The organism is Cyclobacterium sp. 1_MG-2023 (genome assembly GCF_030546805.1).
Classification (GTDB): domain Bacteria; phylum Bacteroidota; class Bacteroidia; order Cytophagales; family Cyclobacteriaceae; genus Cyclobacterium.
Map to the genome: position 1 here is coordinate 122,085 of NZ_JAUOPC010000007.1, position 20,691 is coordinate 142,775.

The 20,691-nt window shown below is 39.3% G+C and carries 17 protein-coding genes; 5 read left to right on the top strand and 12 right to left on the bottom strand.

The features are described 5' to 3' along the window. Positions 1-2: 2 nt before the first annotated feature. Complete coding sequence (locus Q4534_RS12835; RefSeq protein WP_303613576.1) at positions 3-917, bottom strand: WD40 repeat domain-containing protein; 915 nt, start codon at positions 915-917, stop codon at positions 3-5. Positions 918-960: 43 nt separating this feature from the next. Here Q4534_RS12835 and Q4534_RS12840 point away from each other — a divergent pair, with 43 nt between their 5' ends. Together Q4534_RS12840 and Q4534_RS12845 are read left to right on the top strand one after the other, a co-directional pair. Then, on the top strand, positions 961-1,590 hold the full coding sequence (locus Q4534_RS12840) for a 4'-phosphopantetheinyl transferase superfamily protein (RefSeq protein ID WP_303613577.1): 630 nt from the start codon (positions 961-963) through the stop codon (positions 1,588-1,590). Positions 1,591-1,622: 32 nt separating this feature from the next. Next, entirely contained in the window at positions 1,623-2,198 is a 576-nt protein-coding gene (locus Q4534_RS12845; RefSeq protein WP_303613578.1) for a ubiquitin carboxyl-hydrolase, read from the top strand. A gap of 2 nt (positions 2,199-2,200) precedes the next feature. Here the strand turns inward: Q4534_RS12845 and Q4534_RS12850 are convergent, their stop codons facing one another. Continuing rightward, complete coding sequence (locus Q4534_RS12850) at positions 2,201-3,049, bottom strand: transglutaminase-like domain-containing protein (protein ID WP_303613704.1); 849 nt, start codon at positions 3,047-3,049, stop codon at positions 2,201-2,203. A gap of 113 nt (positions 3,050-3,162) precedes the next feature. Continuing rightward, positions 3,163-3,963: an N-acetylmuramoyl-L-alanine amidase gene (locus tag Q4534_RS12855; protein WP_303613579.1), complete on the bottom strand. Its 801-nt coding sequence runs from the start codon at positions 3,961-3,963 to the stop codon at positions 3,163-3,165. Between the two features lie 99 nt (positions 3,964-4,062). On the opposite strand from Q4534_RS12855, the gene Q4534_RS12860 reads away from it, so the two are divergent. Further along, positions 4,063-6,795, top strand: coding sequence for a putative LPS assembly protein LptD (locus tag Q4534_RS12860; RefSeq protein WP_303613705.1), 2,733 nt, complete (start codon positions 4,063-4,065; stop codon positions 6,793-6,795). Between the two features lie 26 nt (positions 6,796-6,821). Here Q4534_RS12860 and Q4534_RS12865 read toward each other — a convergent pair whose 3' ends face one another. From Q4534_RS12865 to Q4534_RS12905, 9 genes are all read right to left on the bottom strand, one after another. Next, entirely contained in the window at positions 6,822-8,036 is a 1,215-nt protein-coding gene (locus Q4534_RS12865) for an arginine deiminase family protein (RefSeq protein WP_303613580.1), read from the bottom strand. Positions 8,037-8,093: 57 nt separating this feature from the next. Then, positions 8,094-8,942: a prephenate dehydrogenase gene (locus Q4534_RS12870; protein ID WP_303613581.1), complete on the bottom strand. Its 849-nt coding sequence runs from the start codon at positions 8,940-8,942 to the stop codon at positions 8,094-8,096. Then, on the bottom strand, positions 8,939-10,099 hold the full coding sequence (locus Q4534_RS12875) for a pyridoxal phosphate-dependent aminotransferase (protein ID WP_303613582.1): 1,161 nt from the start codon (positions 10,097-10,099) through the stop codon (positions 8,939-8,941). Before Q4534_RS12875 ends, Q4534_RS12870 begins: the two co-directional genes overlap by 4 nt. Further along, positions 10,099-10,914 (bottom strand): prephenate dehydratase, encoded by an 816-nt coding sequence (locus Q4534_RS12880; RefSeq protein WP_303613583.1) that lies wholly within the window; start codon positions 10,912-10,914, stop codon positions 10,099-10,101. Before Q4534_RS12880 ends, Q4534_RS12875 begins: the two co-directional genes overlap by 1 nt. Positions 10,915-11,019: 105 nt before the next feature. After that, positions 11,020-12,249 (bottom strand): 3-phosphoshikimate 1-carboxyvinyltransferase, encoded by a 1,230-nt coding sequence (locus tag Q4534_RS12885; protein WP_303613584.1) that lies wholly within the window; start codon positions 12,247-12,249, stop codon positions 11,020-11,022. 59 nt (positions 12,250-12,308) lie between these two features. Beyond that, positions 12,309-13,346 (bottom strand): 3-dehydroquinate synthase, encoded by a 1,038-nt coding sequence (gene aroB / locus Q4534_RS12890; protein ID WP_303613585.1) that lies wholly within the window; start codon positions 13,344-13,346, stop codon positions 12,309-12,311. 234 nt (positions 13,347-13,580) lie between these two features. Continuing rightward, the gene (locus Q4534_RS12895) at positions 13,581-14,687 is read right to left on the bottom strand and encodes a chorismate mutase (RefSeq protein ID WP_303613586.1); all 1,107 of its coding nucleotides are present in this window, start codon (positions 14,685-14,687) and stop codon (positions 13,581-13,583) included. Positions 14,688-15,105: 418 nt separating this feature from the next. Further along, positions 15,106-16,449 (bottom strand): hypothetical protein, encoded by a 1,344-nt coding sequence (locus Q4534_RS12900; RefSeq protein ID WP_303613587.1) that lies wholly within the window; start codon positions 16,447-16,449, stop codon positions 15,106-15,108. After that, positions 16,446-17,510: a nucleoside hydrolase gene (locus Q4534_RS12905; protein ID WP_303613588.1), complete on the bottom strand. Its 1,065-nt coding sequence runs from the start codon at positions 17,508-17,510 to the stop codon at positions 16,446-16,448. The genes Q4534_RS12900 and Q4534_RS12905 overlap by 4 nt, the downstream gene beginning before the upstream one ends. Before the next feature lie 216 nt (positions 17,511-17,726). Between Q4534_RS12905 and Q4534_RS12910 the strand changes: the two genes are divergently transcribed. Then, on the top strand, positions 17,727-18,917 hold the full coding sequence (locus Q4534_RS12910; protein ID WP_303613589.1) for a proline dehydrogenase family protein: 1,191 nt from the start codon (positions 17,727-17,729) through the stop codon (positions 18,915-18,917). A gap of 13 nt (positions 18,918-18,930) precedes the next feature. After that, positions 18,931-20,652, top strand: a complete 1,722-nt coding sequence (gene lysS / locus Q4534_RS12915) for a lysine--tRNA ligase (RefSeq protein WP_303613590.1) — start codon at positions 18,931-18,933, stop codon at positions 20,650-20,652. The last annotated feature ends 39 nt before the right edge of the window (positions 20,653-20,691 follow it).

Here is a 20,691-nt window from a genome sequence, read left to right on the forward strand (position 1 = left end):
AGTTATTGACCAATATTTATTTCCCAAACAGAAACAGTATGATCATCACTGATCGCAACTACTTGATCATCATTCTTGGTCCACAAAACTTTATTAATAGAAGTCCCATGCCCCACATACCTGGCTTTATCTATTACCTTTAATAGCTTAAACTCTTCCGGATCCCATACCTTAATGGACTTGTCCATGCTGCAAGTCACAAAATACTTGCCATCTTCCCGAAATGAAAGATAATTGATTGCATACATATGTGCAGCAATATTTTGTTGTATTTCAAATTTTTCAGTATCCCAAAATTTAAGTGTGGCGTCCCTACCTCCACTTACAATTGTTTTACCATCCGGGCTATAGGCCAAGGCAAAAACGGAATTCAAATGCCCTTGCATTCTTGCTAACGGTGACCAATCTTTCGTTTCAAAAACCTTTACCAGGTGATCACTTGCACCCACTGCTATTTGTTTTTTGTCCGGAGAAACTGCCAAAACCCGTAAAGATTGATCGCTAATCTTAATGTGCCGCACCGGGGAACGTTCTTCAATATCAATCACTACCAAGACCCCGTCTCCCGTAGCTACGAATAATAATTTGTCAAGCACTTTGATATCAAAAATCGCATGGGAGGTGATTTTCAATGACCAGATCTCTTTTTTGCTCTCCAAGTCAATGGCATGAATCCCCTCATTATTTTGGCCAATAAATAAGATGTTTCTTTGTTGGTCTACTTCTAAGGCATAAACAGAGCTCGGCAGCTTGGCCAATAAAAGTCCGTCTCCCAGTTCAGATAGGTTCCATTCAACAACCATCCCATCTCCTGACCCTGTGTAAATAAGGTTTGGCTGGCAACCATTGGCCAGAGCAAAGACAGAATGGTTGTGCCCTCGTAATGTGTTAAGTTTACTTACTTGAATATTTGACATATATTGCAGAACCTAATTACTATACAGTTGCCTTTAAGTTGCTATGTTAACAAAAATAGAAAAAATTAGTCCTTTATCTGCTTTTGCCATCAACAATATTAAATCCTCCGAGAACACGCCCATGGACTTTTTAAGTTTTAGGGAAAAGCTTTCACTTGCAAATATAGGACATCCACAAAAAAGAAAAGAATGGAAGGCTGCCAGACTGGCCATCAAAAAAACACTAGATAGTTTATCCCTACCCTATCCCGGATTTTATAAAGACAATCATGGGAAATCCCATGCAATGGATAACTCAGGCCATGTATCCCTCACGCACCATGGAGATTATGCTGCTGCAATATTCCATAGGGAGATGTCTGTAGGTATAGATTTAGAACGGGTTAGAAATAAAACGGTTCCTCTAGGGCCAAAATACCTGGATCCTTCTGAAATAGCCTTTTTAGGAGCTGACCCTTTCTTGTACACTTTGGCTTGGTCGGTAAAGGAAAGCATCTATAAATGTCAAGGAAAAAAGGGAATTAGCCTGCGTCAAAATATTATTTTGGAGCCTTTTACAGCCGATGATAAAATCATAAAAGGCAAGATTTATGGCTCTGATTTTTCAGATCATCATTATCAAGTTATGTCTTATTCTGAAAACGACATGATTCTTACTTATACCGTTTGGTGATTTTTTCTATATTTGTTATAAAACAACTAGAGATGAAGATTTTTTTAGGGTTTTTTGCATTGAGTATATTTTGGACCACTGCCATATTTGGCCAGAAGGTTTCCAATATTAAGATGGTAGACGCTATTACCAATCAAGAATATACCCTTGATAAAAACAAATCAGCTACTGCTCAGGTTTTTATTTTTTATACCCTTAAATGCCCCTATTCTAAACTTTATAATACCAGGATAAAAGCATTGAAAGAAAAATACACTTCGTCAAACATCACCTTCGCTTTGGTAAATCCACATGCCGGGCAAGATAGTGAAACGCCGGAAAAACTAAGCTCCCTCCCCTTTGCCAAGGACAATAAGCTTCCCTTCTTAATGGATGATCAACAAGTTTTCACTAAAATGACAGCGGTAAAAAAAATACCAGAAGTAGTGATTATCACCTCTGGACCTACGGGATATAGTATTGCATATAGAGGCGCTATTGACAACAATGCGCAAGCAATGCAAAGTGTTACTGTACATCATCTTTCGGCTGCCTTGGATGATATCCTTAATAGAGACCGCCCAAGCCCCACTGTAACCAGAGCTGTTGGTTGCAACATTAAGTTTTAACCTTACGGCTGGTTCACAATTTTCAGCAATTGATTAACTTCTTTTGATTTATCTAAATCCCCAATTTTTTCGAAAGAAAATATAAGGTTACGGATCACCCTTCTGATAATTTCAATGTTTTCACAGGGTTCATAATATTCAGGTTTTGGGTCCAGCTTTAAGTGGTCAAGATAGTTATTGATATCCTGTTTGGTAAATATAAGGCCCTTATTGAATGCATTGATATAAAAATTAAACTTGCCAGACTGATAAGTCAACACAAATAGATTGGGTAAATTAACCCCATAAACAGGGAGCCCAAGTTTTTTGGCCACCAATAAGTAAACAGAGCAAAGGCTAATGGGATTACCTTTTTTGGTTTCCAGCACTGTTTTAAGCATGCTATTGGCCGGGCTATGAAAATTTTTGGTGTTGGCAGAAAACTTCAAGTCATTGAACATGACATTGTTAATCAATTTTATTTTATCGTAGACGGACAATTCATTTTTGAAATTTGTCCAAACATCAAAATAAATTTGCTGCATCAAAGCATTCAATTGATCAAACTCTAAATCGGGGTACAAATAAGTATTGACAATCCATAAGCCTTCAAGTAATTCTCTTTCTTGAGAATCCTTCCAATTGCTCAACCGTTCTTTGAGCAGGTTCAACTGCATATCATGAACAATCTCCTCTATTTCTTTTTGCAATTCTGGATTGAATGAGCCTTCCCACTTATTCTCAAGAAAAGGAATGATTTGATTACCCAGAGAGAGGATTTTATCCCTAACATGTTCCTTTATTTCCTGATCACCATCATCCAATAAAGATACAAGAGCGTTTAATTCTTTATCTGTCATTTGAATATTCATCACAACTTTCACTCACAAATTCTACTAACCAAATTTACCAAATTTCGGCAATATAATACATGTGACCTCCAATTATAGTAGTATATTCAATGAATTTTATTACGCACCCCCAATCAAATGGCCTCCAATTCCTCCTTATAGGCTTTTATTGCTCTAAATATACCCGAAGCCACAAAGGTCTGCCCACTCTTACTGTTAAGGTATTTTTCCTCTGATGGATTTGACAAAAAGCCTGTTTCAATCAAAACACTAGGCATACTGGTGGTCCATAGCACATAGAATGGAGCTTGTTTAACTCCCCGGGAATGCCTGTTTACTCGTTTTGAAAAATCATTTTCAATTTTGCCTGCCAAAGAAAGGCTATTGGCAAAAAAGGCTTTCTGCATCAAATTAAACATGATATAGGATTCCGGAGACTTAGGATCAAAACCCTCATAATTTTCCTGATAATCATCCTCAAGTAAAATTACGGCATTTTCTCTTTTAACAATTTCAAAATTTGCATTGAAATTTTTATTCCCCATTACATAGGTTTCGGTACCAAAGGCTCTGGTTGAGTTGATGGCATTGCAATGGATGGACACGAATAAATCAGCCCTGTTTCTATTGGCAATATTTGCCCGTTCCTTAAGCTCAATAAAAACATCTGTCTTCCGTGTATAGATCACTTCTACATCCGGAAGTAGCTCATTAATATAGCCTCCAACCTTTAGGGCAATTGCAAGTGCCACATCTTTTTCTTTAGACATTTTCCCGAGTGTTCCCGGATCCTTGCCACCATGACCGGCATCAATTACAATCCTTCTTAACTTAAACTCTGTTTCCTTTTCATCAGAAGGAATAAACCCTACTAAAACAATAGCTACTAATAGCGATGAAATTAAAAGAATATTTTTCACTTTGGTTCGTTTCATAAACGTTAATAACCTTAACTTTACCGAAAATTTAATGATTTTTATAGCAAACAGAAATTATTGGTGCAGATAATAAAGAACGTTTTTCTTTTCCTCTGTATGCTCACCTTCTTTGGGCATACGTTGTGGGCCCAAGAACCCGGCAATGAAAGAACTTCTGAACTAGAACTCTCATCTCCTGACACGCTAGGGAATCCCGAAGTCAGGCTTGACACCCTATTACCTGTTCTTCCAGACAGCATTCTTAACATCAGCCCTTCTGATTTAGATTCTACACTAAATAAACCAAAAGGCGACATTCAAACCACCATCAATTATTACGCCGAAGACAGTATTGTCTCAGACTTTGCACAAAATAAAGTGTTTCTGTACAAAGGTGCATGGTTTGAGTATGGAAATATTCGTTTAGATGCTGATTATATTGCAATAGATTGGAAAAAGAATGAGCTCTACGCTTCCGGGCTTAAAGATAGTGTGGGGGTAATTCAAGGTACACCCATGTTTAAAGAAGGCAATAGTGTATACGAAATCCGCAAAGAGATGCGCTATAACTTCAAAAGTCAAAAAGCCATTATATCGGATGTAGTGACCCAACAAGATGAGGGGCTTCTAAGGGGAGCCATTGTGAAAAAAGACAATGAGGGCTCCGTTTATCTCAGCAAGGGTTTCTATACCACTTGCGATTTGGTGGAGCCTCACTGGCACATCTCTTCTTCTAAAATAAAATCTGTACGAGGCAAACACATCATTTCCGGTCCTTTTAATTTATATTTTAACAATATACCCACCCCTCTAGGGCTACCTTTTGGTGTGATCCCCGACACTCCGGAAGAAAAAGCTTCCGGGATAATCTTCCCTTCCTATGGTGAAGAGCAGTTGAGAGGTTTCTTTTTAAGGGACTTTGGATATTACTTTGCTTTCAATGATTATGTTCATACAAGGGTGACCGGCGAGGTCTATTCTAAGGGAGGTTATGGGTTAAAAACGGCCTCAGTATACAACAAAAGGTACCGATACAAGGGAGGGTTAAATATTGATTATCAGAAATTTAAAAGTCCTGAAACCGCAGAAGTACCCTTAGAGTACAATGCATTTTGGTTTAGATGGAACCACACCCCGGAAACTCGAGGCAATTCCAGATTTTCTGCTTCCGCTAACTTCGGAACCAAATCATACAATGACAATATCCTAAATCAGGGTAACTTTGTACAAAACCAGCAGTCTGACTTTTCTTCAAATATCTCCTATAGCAAAACCTTTACAGGAACGCCCTTTAGCATGTCCGCAAACTTAAGGCATTCTCAAAATCAGGTAACTGACGAGGTAAACCTACTCCTACCGGACATAGCAATTAACATGAACCGGCAAAACCCTTTTAAAAACATAAAGTTTGAACCTCTCAAAACCTTAAATGTTTCTTGGAATTTCAATGCCCAAAACTCTATCAATAATGAGATCACCACAGAATTGGGTGTAGATCCGGGCCTTCAGCAGGAGCTCGAAGAACTAGGAGAAACCTCCACGCCGGATGTAATCCCATTTTCCTTTGCCAATTTACCTGAACTGCTGAGAAATGCTGACAATGGATTTAGAAACACGGTGCCTATTTCTTCTAATTTTAGCCTTTTTCGGTTCTTTACAGGTACCGCCTCAATGAACTTTACAGAACTTTGGTACTTGGAGAGAATAAATTATTACTATAACCCTCAGGAAGAACGGCTCGATCAGATTCTGGAAAATGGTTTTAACCGAGTAAATTATTACAACAGTTCTTTTAATCTTTCGACGAATATTTATGGTTTCTATACCTTTAAGAAAGGATCTAAAATTGAAGCCATTAGACACCATATGCAACCTTCGTTTGGATTCTCTAGCACCCCTGATTTTTCTGACCCAAAATACGGGTATTATCAGGAAGTCCAAACAGATGCTAGCGGAACCTTGCGACGCCTTTCAAGGTATTCAGGGTTTATATATGGGGGTGCTCCTTTGGGTGAATCAAAATCGCTAAACGTAAGTATTAGAAATGTTCTGGAGGCAAAAGTAAAAACTGAAAGTGACACAGCAGAAGCTACTACTAAAAAAGTACCTTTACTGCAATCCCTTAATATTTCCACCAATTACAATTTTGCTGCGGATTCTTTTAACCTGGCTCCCATTAGTTTCAGTACCAGAACTTCATTATTTGATAAAAAACTCTCTGTAAACTTAAGCACAACCCTTGATCCTTATGCCACAGGCACCTATACCAATGGTGAGGAAGCAACCACTGCAAGAATAAATCAATTTGCATGGAAAAACGGACAAGGTTTGGGCACAATAAGAAGGGCATCTCTAAATATTAATGGGAGTTTCAATCCAAGTAAAACCGAAAAATCCCCCGGAGAAGTTAGGGATGATCTCACCAATGATTTCTTAAACCAGGGTGGGCAAATGAATGATTTTGTAGAAAATGAAATCAATAGGATTGCGAATGACCCAAGTCAGTATATCGATTGGTCCATCCCCTGGAACATGACTTATAGTTATAACTTGAGTTACAGCAAAGCAGCCACGGGCACTAAAAATGTTACTCAAGCCATAAATATATCCGGAGACATCAGCCTTTCAGACAAATGGAAAATAAATTTTAGCAGTGGCTACGATCTTTCTACAGCAGAAATCACCCAAACCATGATTGGCATGGCCAGAGATTTGCATTGCTGGCAAATGAATGTCAACTGGGTTCCTTTTGGAAGGTTTACTTCTTATAATATAGACATTCGAGTGAAATCAAATATTTTACGTGACTTAAAGGTGTCTAGAAGACGGTCTTTCTTTGACAGTTTTTAGCAATCAATAGGTTTATAAAGTCTTAATTAATCCTCAGACCTTGCAATAGGTAAACTCATACACCTAGGTCCACCAAGACCTCTGGAAAGCTCTGAAGAAGGCATTTCACACACTTCTATTCCAAAATCTCTCAGCGCCTGATTGGTGTGCTTGTTTCGGTTGTAAGAAATGACCTGCCCCGGCCCAATGGTAAAAACATTCGCTCCATCAAACCACTGTTCCCTCAAGGCATATTCTTGATTTACCTTGTCGGTACCTATTATTTCCAAATTGTCAATTTCCTTTTTGAGCACCTCTCGTAAGGTACTTTTTAGAACCGTCCGCTTTATATTTATAACCTCACTATCATTCTCTTTTCTGGTGTAAACAGAAATGTGTTGAACTGCTTGGAGTGCATCCGGATAGGTTAGCACCCTATTTTTATCTAAGATGGTAAAAACGGTATCCAAATGCATAAAATTTCTCTTTTTGGGGAGATGAACCTCATACACCCTTTCAATTGGCCCATCAGTAATCAGACTTTTGGCCACATGGTATACGGCTTTTTCATCTGTTCTCTCTGAACAGCCTATGGCTGCGGCCTTATCTGAAAGGATGATTACATCACCACCTTCAATCGAATGGTTATGGTTATTTGAAGTTCCGGGATAAATCTGATGAATTTTGTTTTTAAACAGGGAATGATTTTCAAAAATCTTACGCACCATATTGGCCTCTCTTTGGCGCTCTATCAAACGCATGCTTGAGAAAACAATACCTCCCGGCAAAATGGCTGCTGTATCACGTTGGAAATATAAATTGGGACAGGGCGGTATTAAAAAAGCAAGGTCCAATAAATCTGCCAAAGCATGGGAACTTACACTTCCCCTTACCTCATGAACTTTAATACCGGCAATCAATGCTTGCACACATTGATCCTTGTTGAGTACGCCGAGTAATTCATCCGTAAGATGCTCCAGTCTGGAAACCGCCAAGGCTTCCCTTATCAGTTCATTTCTTAACTTGTCATCGGAAAGTATATCTCCTAATAAGGTATCGAAATAATAAACCTTTGCCCCGCATTTCTCTCGGATAAGTTTGGTAAAAACATCATGCTCCCTTTGCATTTCCTCCAAATAGGGAACATCCTCAAACAATAACAAGTGTTTGTTATAAGGTGTCAAACGATCAATTTCTCGCCCCGGTCTATGGACAATTACCTCCTTTAATGTCGCGAATTCAGAATTTATGGTCAAATGCATATGTACCAATTTACAACAAAACCACAATTAATAAGCAATTAATCCAATTCTTTCGGCTTATTCTGTGAAATTCAGAATATTTCTAATTTTATTTGCGGCTAACATCTCTTCTTTTAAACCCTGAATATCATCTGCTGCTATCTTGTCTCTGAATGCTGTCAGGTGATCTATATAACTATTGAGGGCTTCTAGCACATTGGTTTTGTTTTCTAAAAAAATAGGGCCCCACATTTCCGGAGAGCTTTTCGCAAGCCTAACAGTGGAGGCAAAGCCACTGCCGGCCATGTCCAGAATATTTCTTTCATCTGCGGTTTTATCAATCACTGTTTTCCCCAAAACGAAGGAGGTTGCATGAGAAAGGTGGGAAACAAATGCCAAATGAAGATCATGGTCTTTCGGATCCATAAAGCGCAACCGGAGGTTTAGGGCATCAAAAATATCATAGGCCATTCCCTTTAGGTGTACATCTGTCTTTTCCATTTCACAAATGATCATCACATTCCCATCAAAAAGGTCTTCCTTTGCAGCTTTGGGGCCGGAATTTTCGGTACCTGCAATTGGATGCACTGCCAGGTATTGAGCTCTTTTTGGGTGCGCACTCATTTGTTGGCACAGTTGGTCTTTTGTAGATCCAAAATCCATCACAAGGGTATGCGCAGCAACCTGACCTAAGGTTTTGTCCAAAAGGTCAAATAAAGTATCTACCGGAGTTGCCAAAATCACCAAATCTGTATCCTGATCGGGAACAGGAAGAGATTTAGAAATAAGCCCCATTTCCAAGGCAATTGCTATATTTCGCTCATCACTATCAAAACCTGTGATCTCCATTTCAGGTTTTGCTTTTTTTGTTGCCAAGGCAAAAGAACCTCCCAACAATCCCAATCCTATGATATGTACTTTTTTCATAGCGTTTTGTGTTTTTTTAACCTTGCAATGGCTTCTTTAATTTTGTCTTCATCTATGCACAAAGAAAACCGCACATAGGAAGCCCCATTGCTTCCAAATATTAAACCCGGGGTAATAAAAATATCATAATCATAAAGCAATTGATCCACTATTTCTGTTGCTTCTTTACCATCAGGCACTTTACCCCATACAAACATACCTACAGCTTCTTCATCAACTTGAAGATGCAATAAGGCTGCCATTTCTAATACCAATGCTTTTCTGCGGGCATATATGGCATTCATGGTATTGATCCAGGATGGATCAAGATTTAGGGCAGCAACAGCCCCGGCCTGTAAACCCAAGAACATTCCTGAATCCATATTGCTCTTCACTCTTAAAACCGCTTCCAAGTAATCTTTTCTACCCGCAAGCATCCCTACTCTCCATCCTGGTATATTAAAGGTTTTGCTCAAGGAGTTTAACTCCAAAGCATAATCCTTTGCCTCTGGAATTGCCAATAAACTCTGTGGGGTATCATTTAAAATAAAGCTATAGGGGTTGTCGTGTACCAAAAGTATATCATGACTTTTAGCAAAATCAATCAACTTCCCAAACAAAGCTTCATTGCCATTGGCACCTGTAGGCATATGGGGATAATTCACCCACATCAACTTCACTTTTGCAAGATCCATTTTCTCTAATGCTTCCCAGTCAGGTGCCCAATTGTCTGCTTCATTCAGAGAATAAAAAACAGGAATGGCATTGAGTAATTTGGTTACTGAAGTATAGGTAGGGTATCCCGGGTTGGGAACCAGCACCTCATCACCTTCATTTAGGAAAGCCATAGAAATATGCATAATCCCTTCTTTCGACCCCATTAAGGGCAAAACTTCAGAGACAGGATCTAGCGACACTTGATAATTTCTATCATAAAAGGCAGCCATCGCATTTCTTAATTCCGGAGTTCCTTGATAAGACTGATACCCATGCCCCGAAGAATTATCTGCAGTCTGTTTTAAGGCTTCAATGACACTTTTATCCGGGGGAAGATCGGGGCTACCTATCCCCATATTAATAATGGGCTTCCCACTTTCTCTGAGTTTTTGAACCTCTTTAAGTTTTTTGGAGAAATAGTATTCCTGAACCTCTCCGAGTCTGTCCGAAAATCCTTTCATTATTTTCTACTTTGATAAGTTCCGAAAATTTTCACTGCCCCATAATTAGCGGAAATTGTCTCTATGGCTTTATTAAACTTAGCTTCATCAGCAATAAGCGTATCGATAAAAAAGGAATATTCCCATGGCTTACTCATCACCGGTATGGATTGTATTTTTGTCAAATCAAGGTCATTGTCACTCAATACAGTAAGCAGTTTGGCAAGGCCTCCTTTTTGGTTTTTTATGGTGATTTTTAAGCTTGCCTTTGTAGGTGTATTTTCATGCTGAGGCTTGTCTTTTTGCAAGATAATAAACCTAGTGAAATTATTTTTTATGGTCTGAATATCTTCAGCCAACAATTCTAAGCCATAAAACTCTGCCGCTTTTACACTTGCCACTGCAGCCAAGCCTTTTATTTTCTGTTCAGAAATGATCTTTGCAATATAGGCAGTATCTACATCATCAATAGGTTTAATACCCGGGTGCTTAGCGAAAAAATTCTTGCACTGCAGCAAGGCCATTGGATGTGACCTGGCCTCCGTAATATCAGCAAGTTGCTGCCCCGGCAGGGCCATTAAATTATGAGAGATGGGTAAATAATATTCATCAGCAACATATAGTTCATGGCGGTCAATGATGTCATAATTGGGCAATATGGCACCTGCGATTGAATTCTCTATTGCCATCACGGCCACATCTACAGCATCAGACTCTACACTTTTTGCTACCTCCTCAAACGTATTGAAACCAAATACTTCGATATCTTCTCCAAAATATTGCTGGGCAACTTGGTGGTGAAAAGAGCCTAAAACGCCCTGTATTGCTATTTTCATTTTCGTTCTCAAAATTTAGATATAAAATGGACTGATCAAAAATACTAGGCCATATTTAGACCAGCCAATATAACCCGTATTGTCAACAGCAACACTTACTATATGCTATTCATTGCTGAGCCTTGGCTGAATCCCCAATAAAGCACAATGTTTCCAGAAACTTGGATAAGATTTATTGACCACTTCAGGATCCTCAATTTCCAGTTCAGTCCTCGTAATTAAAGGCATAAATGCCATGGCCATCCGATGGTCATCATAGGTAGCCACCTTTACCTTTGCCGGTATTTCTGAGGCAGGCACAAGAGTGAAAACACCCGCTTTACGTTCTTCCAACAAAGCTCCGATTTTCGCCAATTCTTTTTGCAAGGCATCAATACGGTCCGTTTCTTTAATCCTCAGGCTTTCAAGCCCCGAAAATTCAGATGTTTGTCCTATAAGAGCACAAGTGACAGCTACTGTCTGCGCCAAGTCCGGGCAATGCGTAAAATCAAAGCTTGGCAATCCAAGAACCACTTTTTTCTTAAGCGATATGCCTGTTTTTTGAAATTCACTTTGTACGCCTAACTTGTCCATTATCTCCACAATCATGGCATCACCCTGCAAACTTTCGGCCTTAAGTCCCTTAAGAAAAAGCTCACCTTCATCGGCACAGGCCAATAAGCTAAACCAATAGCTGGCACCTGACCAATCACTTTCAACAGCAAAGGTGGTAGGAAGATAAGCACCAGGTTTTATTTCAATGCGGCTTCCTTCAAAATTATAATCGACACCAAAGGCCTTCATAAGGGCTAAGGTCATGGTGATATAAGTTCTTGAACCAATTTTACCTGTAAGGTTTAGAATCAAACCCTGAGGCAATAAGGGGGCATTCATCAGCAAAGCAGAAATATACTGACTACTAACATCCCCTCTAATTTCTATTTCATTGGTTTTTTGACCTGAAAAGCCCTCTATTGACAATGGGGGATACCCCTCTTTTTTGAGGTATTTTATATTGGCACCGAGTTCTCTCAAAGCATCAACCAAAATCCCAATGGGCCGCTCACACATACGTGGAGTACCCGTCATAACCTTCTTCTTGTTATTTAAGGCTGCATATGCTGTCAAGAACCGCATAGTAGTTCCCGCATCCAAGACATCCAGTGTATCCGGATCATCTTGAAGCAGTCGGATCATGGTTTGCGTATCTCTGGCCTCTGCAAGGTTTGACAGTTTATTTTCTCCTTTTGTAAGAGCATCAATGATTAGAACCCTGTTGCTTTCACTTTTTGAGGATGGTAATGGGATTTGGATTTGACCAAATGCTTCTTTTTTAGGCAGTACAATAGTATTCATGAACTTTATAAAGCTTGAAATTTAAAGGTTTAGCACAACGGTGGGGAAAAATCCACCAATCAATTGGATAATTGATTGTAATAATCCAAGGCCTCTGCTACTGCCTCTCTCCCTACTACTATATTGAAATCACATTCTCCAATTCTTTTGAGCAGAGAAAAATTCAACACATTCCCCTCGTTTTTCTTGTCTTGAAAACACAGGTCAATGATGGTATCAAAACCTTGTTTATCAATTTGTATTTTCCCAAATACTGACAAAATATTTTCCTGTATGATTGCGAGTTCTTCCTTAGGCAATCGTAAAAATTTATGGGAAAGGTAAGCTTCTGCGATCATGCCAATGGCTATGGCCTCCCCATGCAACAAATGAAATGGAGTGTCCAAATAGTAGGATTCTACGGCATGCCCAATGGTATGTCCGAAATTTAATATTTTTCTTAAACCATCTTCTTTCGGATCTTTTTCAACAACGTCTCTTTTAATCCCTACAGATACTGAGATGATATCCTTCCAAGCTTGTGCCTGCCAATTTTCGGTTTTTAGGCTATTGAAATAGTTTTCATTTCTGATCAGGCCATGTTTGATAACCTCTGCATATCCGGAACGCAGCTCAGGTTCAGGAAGGGTAGCCAAAAACTCTTCTCCTATCAAAACACCTTCAGGTTGATTGAAAACACCAATATGGTTTTTGAAGCCTTTGAAATCAACGCCTAATTTCCCTCCAACACTGGCATCCACTTGAGACAATAGGGTGGTTGGTAAATTAATAAAGCGTATCCCTCTCTTATAGGTGCTGGCACAAAAGCCCCCCATATCCCCTGTCACTCCTCCTCCAATATTCAGAATAAGGGTTTTACGGTCAAAGCTATTTTCCGTCATCCAATCCCAAATCTTTACACAAGTATCTAGGGTTTTATTCACCTCTCCTGCTTCAAAAGTAAAGCTTGTATGCTCCGGAAGATGGCTAGAAACCAAAGGGTAGCAGTGTTTGACCGTATTGCTGTCCATGATGACCCCAAGTTTGGAGTACTTTTTTGATTCTAGGAATCGGGTCAAATCCTGCGCTATTCGGGAAGAAAATATTATTGTTTCCAAAATCTGTTTTTTTGTAAAGGTAAAAATTAAACCCGTTTTTATCCCTTAAAAATAAACCGAATGATCAAGCTTTTTTAAGTCTTGACATCCAAGCTCTGATAATCAATTCCAAATGCTCCAAAAGGATAATACACTTTTTAGAGACAACTCACTTGTCCTTTCCTACAATCAGGACAAAGAGATGTTTTGGAAATCCTTTCAGATTTTATTTAAGAATAAAAACGGGCTTAAGCATCAAACTGATTTTTTCTCAGAAACGTCTTCTCTCAATTTTTTTTCTTGACGCTTTACAGACTCTTCATGAATGCAATAAAGCAATTCTTTCATGAATTTTTCGCTAAGGTTTTTATCCACACCATTCTTGGTTCTGGATTCCATTACTTGCTTCCAGCGATCTGCCTGAAAAACAGTTAAATTATTCTCGCGCTTGTGTGAACCAATTTGATCAATAATAGCAAATCTCTCAGCCAAAAGATCCAACAATTGGTCATCTAGATGATCAACGGCGTTTCTTAAGTCTTGTAGTTTTTCTGAAGGATGCTCATTTTCTACAGGATGTTTGAAATCAATTTGATCCAAAATATCCCTAAGTTGCTGAGGAGTTACTTGTTGTTTGGCATCACTCCATGCATTATCAGGATCATGATGTGTTTCAATCATTAAACCATCTAAACCGAAATTAATCGCACGTTGAGATGTTTCGAGAATTCCTTTTCTATTACCTACAATGTGACTAGGATCGTTGATTACTTGCATACCCTTCCACAACCTTTTCAAGTGAATAGGCATAGACCAGTTAGGCTTGTTACGGAATTTCTTGTCATAAGCATCACTGAATCCTCTGTGGATCGCAGCTAGCTTATTCACGCCTACCGCCTGAAGTCTTTCCAAAGCACCTCTCCAAAGTTCTAGATCAGGATTCATTGGGTTTTTAACCATCACAGGAATATCCACACCTTTAAGGGCGTCAGCAATTTCCTGAACTGCAAATGGGTTTACAGTAGTTCTAGCTCCTATCCAAAGAATGTCTACATCATGCTTTAGGGCCAATTCTACGTGAGCGGCATTCCCTACCTCTGTGGTGATTGGAATATTCAATTTTTCACGTACGATTTCCATCCACTTCAATCCATCTTCTCCGATACCTTCGAAACTTCCCGGCCTAGTTCTTGGCTTCCAAATACCTGCCCTGAATACATCAGGAATAACATTGGCGGCGATCATGTCTTGGCAAACCTTCTCGATCTGCTCAGGAGTTTCGGCACTACATGGTCCTGCAATAATCAGGTGCTCATTGTCAAGGCCTAAACCCCAGTCTTTTGTTTGTAAGTGATTTTCCATTTCCTTATTCTTCGGTTTAATATTAAAATAAAAAAGCCCGACTCTTTCGAATCGGGCTTCTATGTTTTTTATCTTTTTTTATTTTTTATCAAGACAATACGCAGCTCCGATTCGACCTTGGGGACGAAAGTAAAAGTAAAAGAAGCTAAAATACGTAGCTGCGAAATTTTTCATGCGTCAAATGTAACCCTTCCACCTTTAAAAATCAAATAGTTAATGACTTTTTTAATTTTTATTCTCGTATTCATAAAGATTGGATAGCCCTTCCGCAAACCATACAGGCACACAAACAACTGTATTACACATACTTATAACTAAAACAAAGGAGTAATAAAATAGGCTAATAAAATCTATTGGCCCTTACTGTCAAGCCCTTATAATTATCGAAATCTCACTTTATTAAAGCATTATTCAATGGTCACTTACCTGCCATCCTCCTGAATGCCGCAAGTGGGCATGCAACAGAAGTAAGGTAAACCGGATTTTGAGTTCCTCCACTCTTATCAAAACATTCATAAGGAGCACCAAAAGATTCTCCTTTTCGGAAATCATTTGCTTTAAGCTCATTCAGGTATTCCAAGGCTAATTTCTGTGCTAAATGAGGGTTATTAAAATGTATTGCGAATGCTACCCAACCGGTGGGTGTCCCCCAAAATGCACCATTTTGATAGGTGTTTTTTGCCGCAAGGGACTTTTCCCATACATGTGTTTCATCAAAATCATGATCCAGAGGCACGTGTCTAATATTGCCCCGATAGCTAATGGTACCTTTTTCATAAGCAGCAGCCAACACCTCGCTTGCATGAGCAAGACTTTCACCATCTAAAACACCTAAATAAACGGCCAGGGAAGTTCCCCAAACATCGGGTTGAGAACTTTGTCGAGTAGAGGCTTTTAAAAAGCCACTATCATCATTAAATTCTGTTGGGATTACTTCCTTAATCCTTTCGGCCAATTGTTGGTACCTGAAACTTTCTTTTGGATCTTCTATCAATGAATAAAGTTCAGCAAGCTCTTTTGCTGCTCTGTACTTAAGTAAAGAGGGAAACAATAACTTTCCTGTCATTTGAATTGCATCTCTAAAACCAAAATCAACACCTCTAAATTTCTCAGAAGCAAAGACCAAATGGTCTTTCGGTCCAGCTGGAGGAACCTGAAAAGACAAGGCCAATCTGTCAATTAAAGAAAGCCCATTTATTTTTTCGCAAAGGATAGATAGGTCCCCAACCTTTTTAATATAGGTGTATGCCATATGTACAAACAAAAACTGATCTCCATAGGGAGGCAATGTCCCCCATTTTTCTGTTCCCTGATCATTAAAACTGTAGGTTCCCGGAAAATAAATTGGCTGACCATCATCTATTCTGATATGATCTGCAACCGCTCCCACCGGCACCATACTCCCACCTTTGGTGATCCATGTATTGCCGGCTTGAGTTGATGCAGTGAGTATCAACATGTGCTTTTGTTCTGCAGCTGGAATCATTCCTGTTTCTAAGGCCATGGCATAATCTCTGATCCAGAAGCTGGGGTAGGCATTTCTTCCCCCGGGCCTGATCAATACCCCTCCGGTATTATTTGCACCAAATTCTTCAGAAATGAATTGTTTGGGGTAAATGCGAGAGGCTTCCAGCACTGAGGCAGTAAGTTCTTCAAGAAACTGAAATTGATCCTCAGCTAGGACAGCAGCATTTTGCGCATAAATAAAAGGTGGGAAAAGCCAGAATAAAAGCCCTATTAATAAGTTAAACCTTGGGTTCATTTGAGTTTATTATTTAGCGGTTGGTTAGCAATGGAGGTATTTAAGGTTTCAGCAAAGGCCTTGTCACTTCCTTGCTTTTGTATAATAAAATGGTGGAGCGGGTTAACTTCATTGGTTACCCAGCGACTCCCCTCCTCCAAATCAAATGTCAGCGCCCCGGGTGCCAATTCTTCGAAATACTTATCCTGCCCCATTACAGCATAATATACTGTAGCAAGGTCCCAGCTGGGCCTCTGATCTAGTAATGTTTTCTTCTCCACATTCCAGAGCCAATCCCTATAGGCTGTCCTTACAATATTATTGGCATTTAAAGTGTCCAATGACTCCCCCGTAAAAACTTTAGCCCCAGCATCCACAAAGTAAGTTGGTCTTGGAAAATGGTCTATTAAATAATCTGTGTAGACGGCCGTTTTGTTCTTGTAAAAATTCCAATCTTTCACTCCCTCTCCCTTCTTATTTGAGGCGCCCAATGCCCCTAAAGCCACCCAACGTTTAATTTTTTCACTTACCAAATCAAAACCATTCATAGGGGATATACTATCCGGAATAGACCTTAACAATTCATACAGAGCCTTGGTATGGCCAATGGTAATATAGGTGACGGAATTATTGGGAGCTTCAGCAAGCAATTTCCTATTCAATATGGTTTGTTCGTAAGCATCATGATTATGAATCAATGTATTTTTATAGGCTATAGTATCCTTGGCTAGCTTTTCAGCCTGCATTTTATCCTTAGGATCTCCAAAGCACAAATCGTGACTGGCTCCTACAGGTATACGGTTTCTTCCGTAATAGACATTGATCGCATCAATTACCCCCACCCCAAAAGGGATTTTTCCGGAGCTATAAATAACCCCAAGGATTTCCACTTTACCCTGATCAGCAAAATGATGCAACAGCGCCATGGCCCCAACATCATCACAGTCGGAACCCATATCTGTATCCAGAATAACTTTCTCAGTTTGAGCCATTGAAAATTCTACCGCGAAATAAAAGGCAAGAAAAAGAAGCCTAAACATAAGCCTGCTTGATGAAGAATTTATCAAATTTATTTTACACATAAAGGTTAATTTTTAAGAATGATTGAACCATTCCCACAAGTGGCTTTCGGAAAAGCATGTTAAAATTGTATATTTGAGTGTACATCAAATACTTGGAATATTTTTAAAATTAGGCATTCTAAAATAAAAATCTAGGAGGGAAAGCTTTAGTTTGTCGATAAATCAAACTTTAAACCCTGTCATTAGTTGTTTTTTTGATATCTTTGCGCACTGAAAATGGGAATAAAACTTGGATTTTCTTTTGACAATCTAAAAATAGCTTTTGCTCACCTCAGCATCAAGGATCTGAAGAGAATGCGAATGCTCTATAGATTGATGAGATACCCTTTTATAGTAAGGTTAGGGATTTTCTTTACCAAAATCTCTTTTAACCTTGGTTTACCTATAAAAGCACCGCTAAAACGAACCATTTTCGAGCAATTTTGTGGAGGAGAAAGTTTTGAAACTTCACGAAAAACTGTAGAAAAACTAGGCAACTACAGGGTAAGTTCTGTGTTGGATTATTCAGTTGAAGGGAAAGAAGACGAGCACATTCTGGAAGCTACAATGGAAGAAATTCTAAATTCGATCCATAAGGCCAAGGGTAATGTTTTGATACCCTTTGCCGTGTTCAAAGTTTCGGGCATAGCTCCTACTTCGATTTTGACGAAGGTTCAAAACAAGGAAGTGCTTTTACCGGAAGAGAAAAAAAGATTTGAATTGGCCAAGCAAAGGGTATTTAAGCTCTGTGAAGCAGCTGCCAATTCTGGTGTAAAGTTAATGGTGGATGGTGAAGAAAGCTGGTTTCAAGCGGTTACCGACAACTGGATACTTGAAGCCATGAAACTTTACAATAAGGAAGAGGCGATCATCTACAACACCTTCCAGATGTACAGAAAGGTCATGAGCAGAAGGTTAAAAGATGCTCACCATGAATCAGTTGCCAATAGTTTTTACCTTGGAGTAAAACTTGTAAGGGGAGCATATATGGAAAAGGAAAGGAACCGTGCAAAAAAAGAAGGCTATCCTGACCCCATCCATGCCATAAAAGAAGCAACAGATGATGCTTTTAATAAGGCCTTGCAATTTTGCATCAATAATAAACAGAGAATATACCTTGTCAATGGTTCCCATAATGAACTGAGCAATATCATACTGACAGAGCTTATGGAGCTGCATGGTTTGAAAAGGGAAGACAGGAGGTTTTACTTCTCCCAGCTGTATGGAATGAGCGATCATATAAGTTTCAACTTGGCCAATGCTGGTTTTAATGTGGTCAAGTATGTACCCTATGGGCCGGTAAAGGAGGTACTTCCTTACCTTGGTAGAAGGATAAAAGAAAATTCAGGAATTTCCGACCAAGTCCTTAAAGAACAGACAATGGTAGAAAATGAAATCTTGAGAAGAAAAAATCTAAAAATAGCATAACAAATATTTACCCATGCAATTACTGAACGAACAGGAGATAGAAAGAAGAAAAGACCGGGAGGCATTACTGAATTTGGGAATTGATCCCTATCCGGCACTCTCCTTTCCGATCAATGCCACGGCAGCAGATATACACCAAAATTACAACAATCGTAAAAACGATTATAAGGGAATTACTATTGCCGGAAGGCTAATGACCAGGAGAATCATGGGTTCTGCCAGTTTTGCGGAAATTCAAGACAGTACAGGTCGGCTTCAAATTTACGTTAGAAGAGATGACCTTTGCCCGGATGAAGACAAAACCCTCTACAATAAAGTGTTTAAGAAACTTTTGGGAATAGGTGATTTCATAGGCCTCAAAGGCTTTATTTTCACGACTCAGACCGGGGAAATTTCTTTACACGTTCAAGAATTTACCTTGCTTTCCAAATCAGTAAAACCCCTACCTGTGGTAAAACGGGACGACGAAGGCAATGTATTTGATGGCTTTACAGATCCTGAACTTAGGTACAGGCAACGTTATGTAGACCTTATTGTTAACCCAGAGGTAAAAGAAACTTTCGTTACAAGGTCCAAAATTATTTCCACCATGAGAAATTATTTTGATGATCATGGTTGGATGGAAGTTGAGACTCCTATTTTACAACAGGTGCATGGAGGAGCTGCTGCCAAACCTTTTGAAACCCATCACAATGCGCTTGACACTCCTTTATTCCTTAGAATAGCCAATGAGCTGTACCTAAAGCGACTGATTGTAGGCGGTTTTGAAGGCGTTTATGAAATCGGCAAAATGTTCCGAAATGAGGGCATGGACAGAACCCACAATCCGGAATTTACATCCATGGAAATTTATGTGGCCTATAAGGACTACATCTGGATGATGGAAATGGTCGAAGACTTAATTGCTAAAATTGCAAACCGTGTATTGGGCACTACAAAAGCAAAAGTTGGGGACAATGTGATAGAGTTTGAAGGGCCTTATAAAAGATTGTCTATGTTTGAATCTATTCAGGAATACACCGGAATAGATGTAAGCCAAATGAATGAGAAAGAACTCAGAGCGCTGTGTAGCGAAATGGGCATAGAGGTAGATGATAGCATGGGTAAAGGCAAGTTGATCGATGAAATCTTTGGAGAGAAGGTTGAAGAACACCTGATCCAGCCTACCTATATTACCGACTACCCGATCGAAATGACACCGCTAGCTAAAAAGCATAGAAGCAAACCGGGTCTTGTGGAAAGGTTCGAATTATTTGTCAATGGTAAAGAGATTGCCAATGCTTATACCGAATTGAATGACCCCATAGACCAAAGAGAGCGATTTGAAGACCAACTCAAATTGGCACAAAGAGGAGATGATGAGGCCATGGCCATGGACGAAGATTTTCTTCGCGCCCTAGAATACGGCATGCCCCCAACATCCGGCCTGGGTATCGGAATAGACCGACTTTGCATGATGCTTACAGATCAAAGTACCATTCAAGAAGTTCTGTTTTTCCCTCAAATGAAGCCGGAGAAAAAAGTAAAAATAGCATCTGATGAAGACTTTATTGAATTGGGAATAAACCCCGGTCTTATTCCGGCTATCAGAGAATTAAACATCCATACCATTGAGCAGTTGAAAGGGTTAAATCCTAACAAGCTCTTCAATGATGTTTGCGGAAAAAAGAAAAAACTAAAACTCGATGTACCCAACCCCAGCAAGGAAGAGGTATCAAACTGGATTAATGCGTAAAAACGTAACATAATTGTATCAAAAACCCCCTAAGTAAAC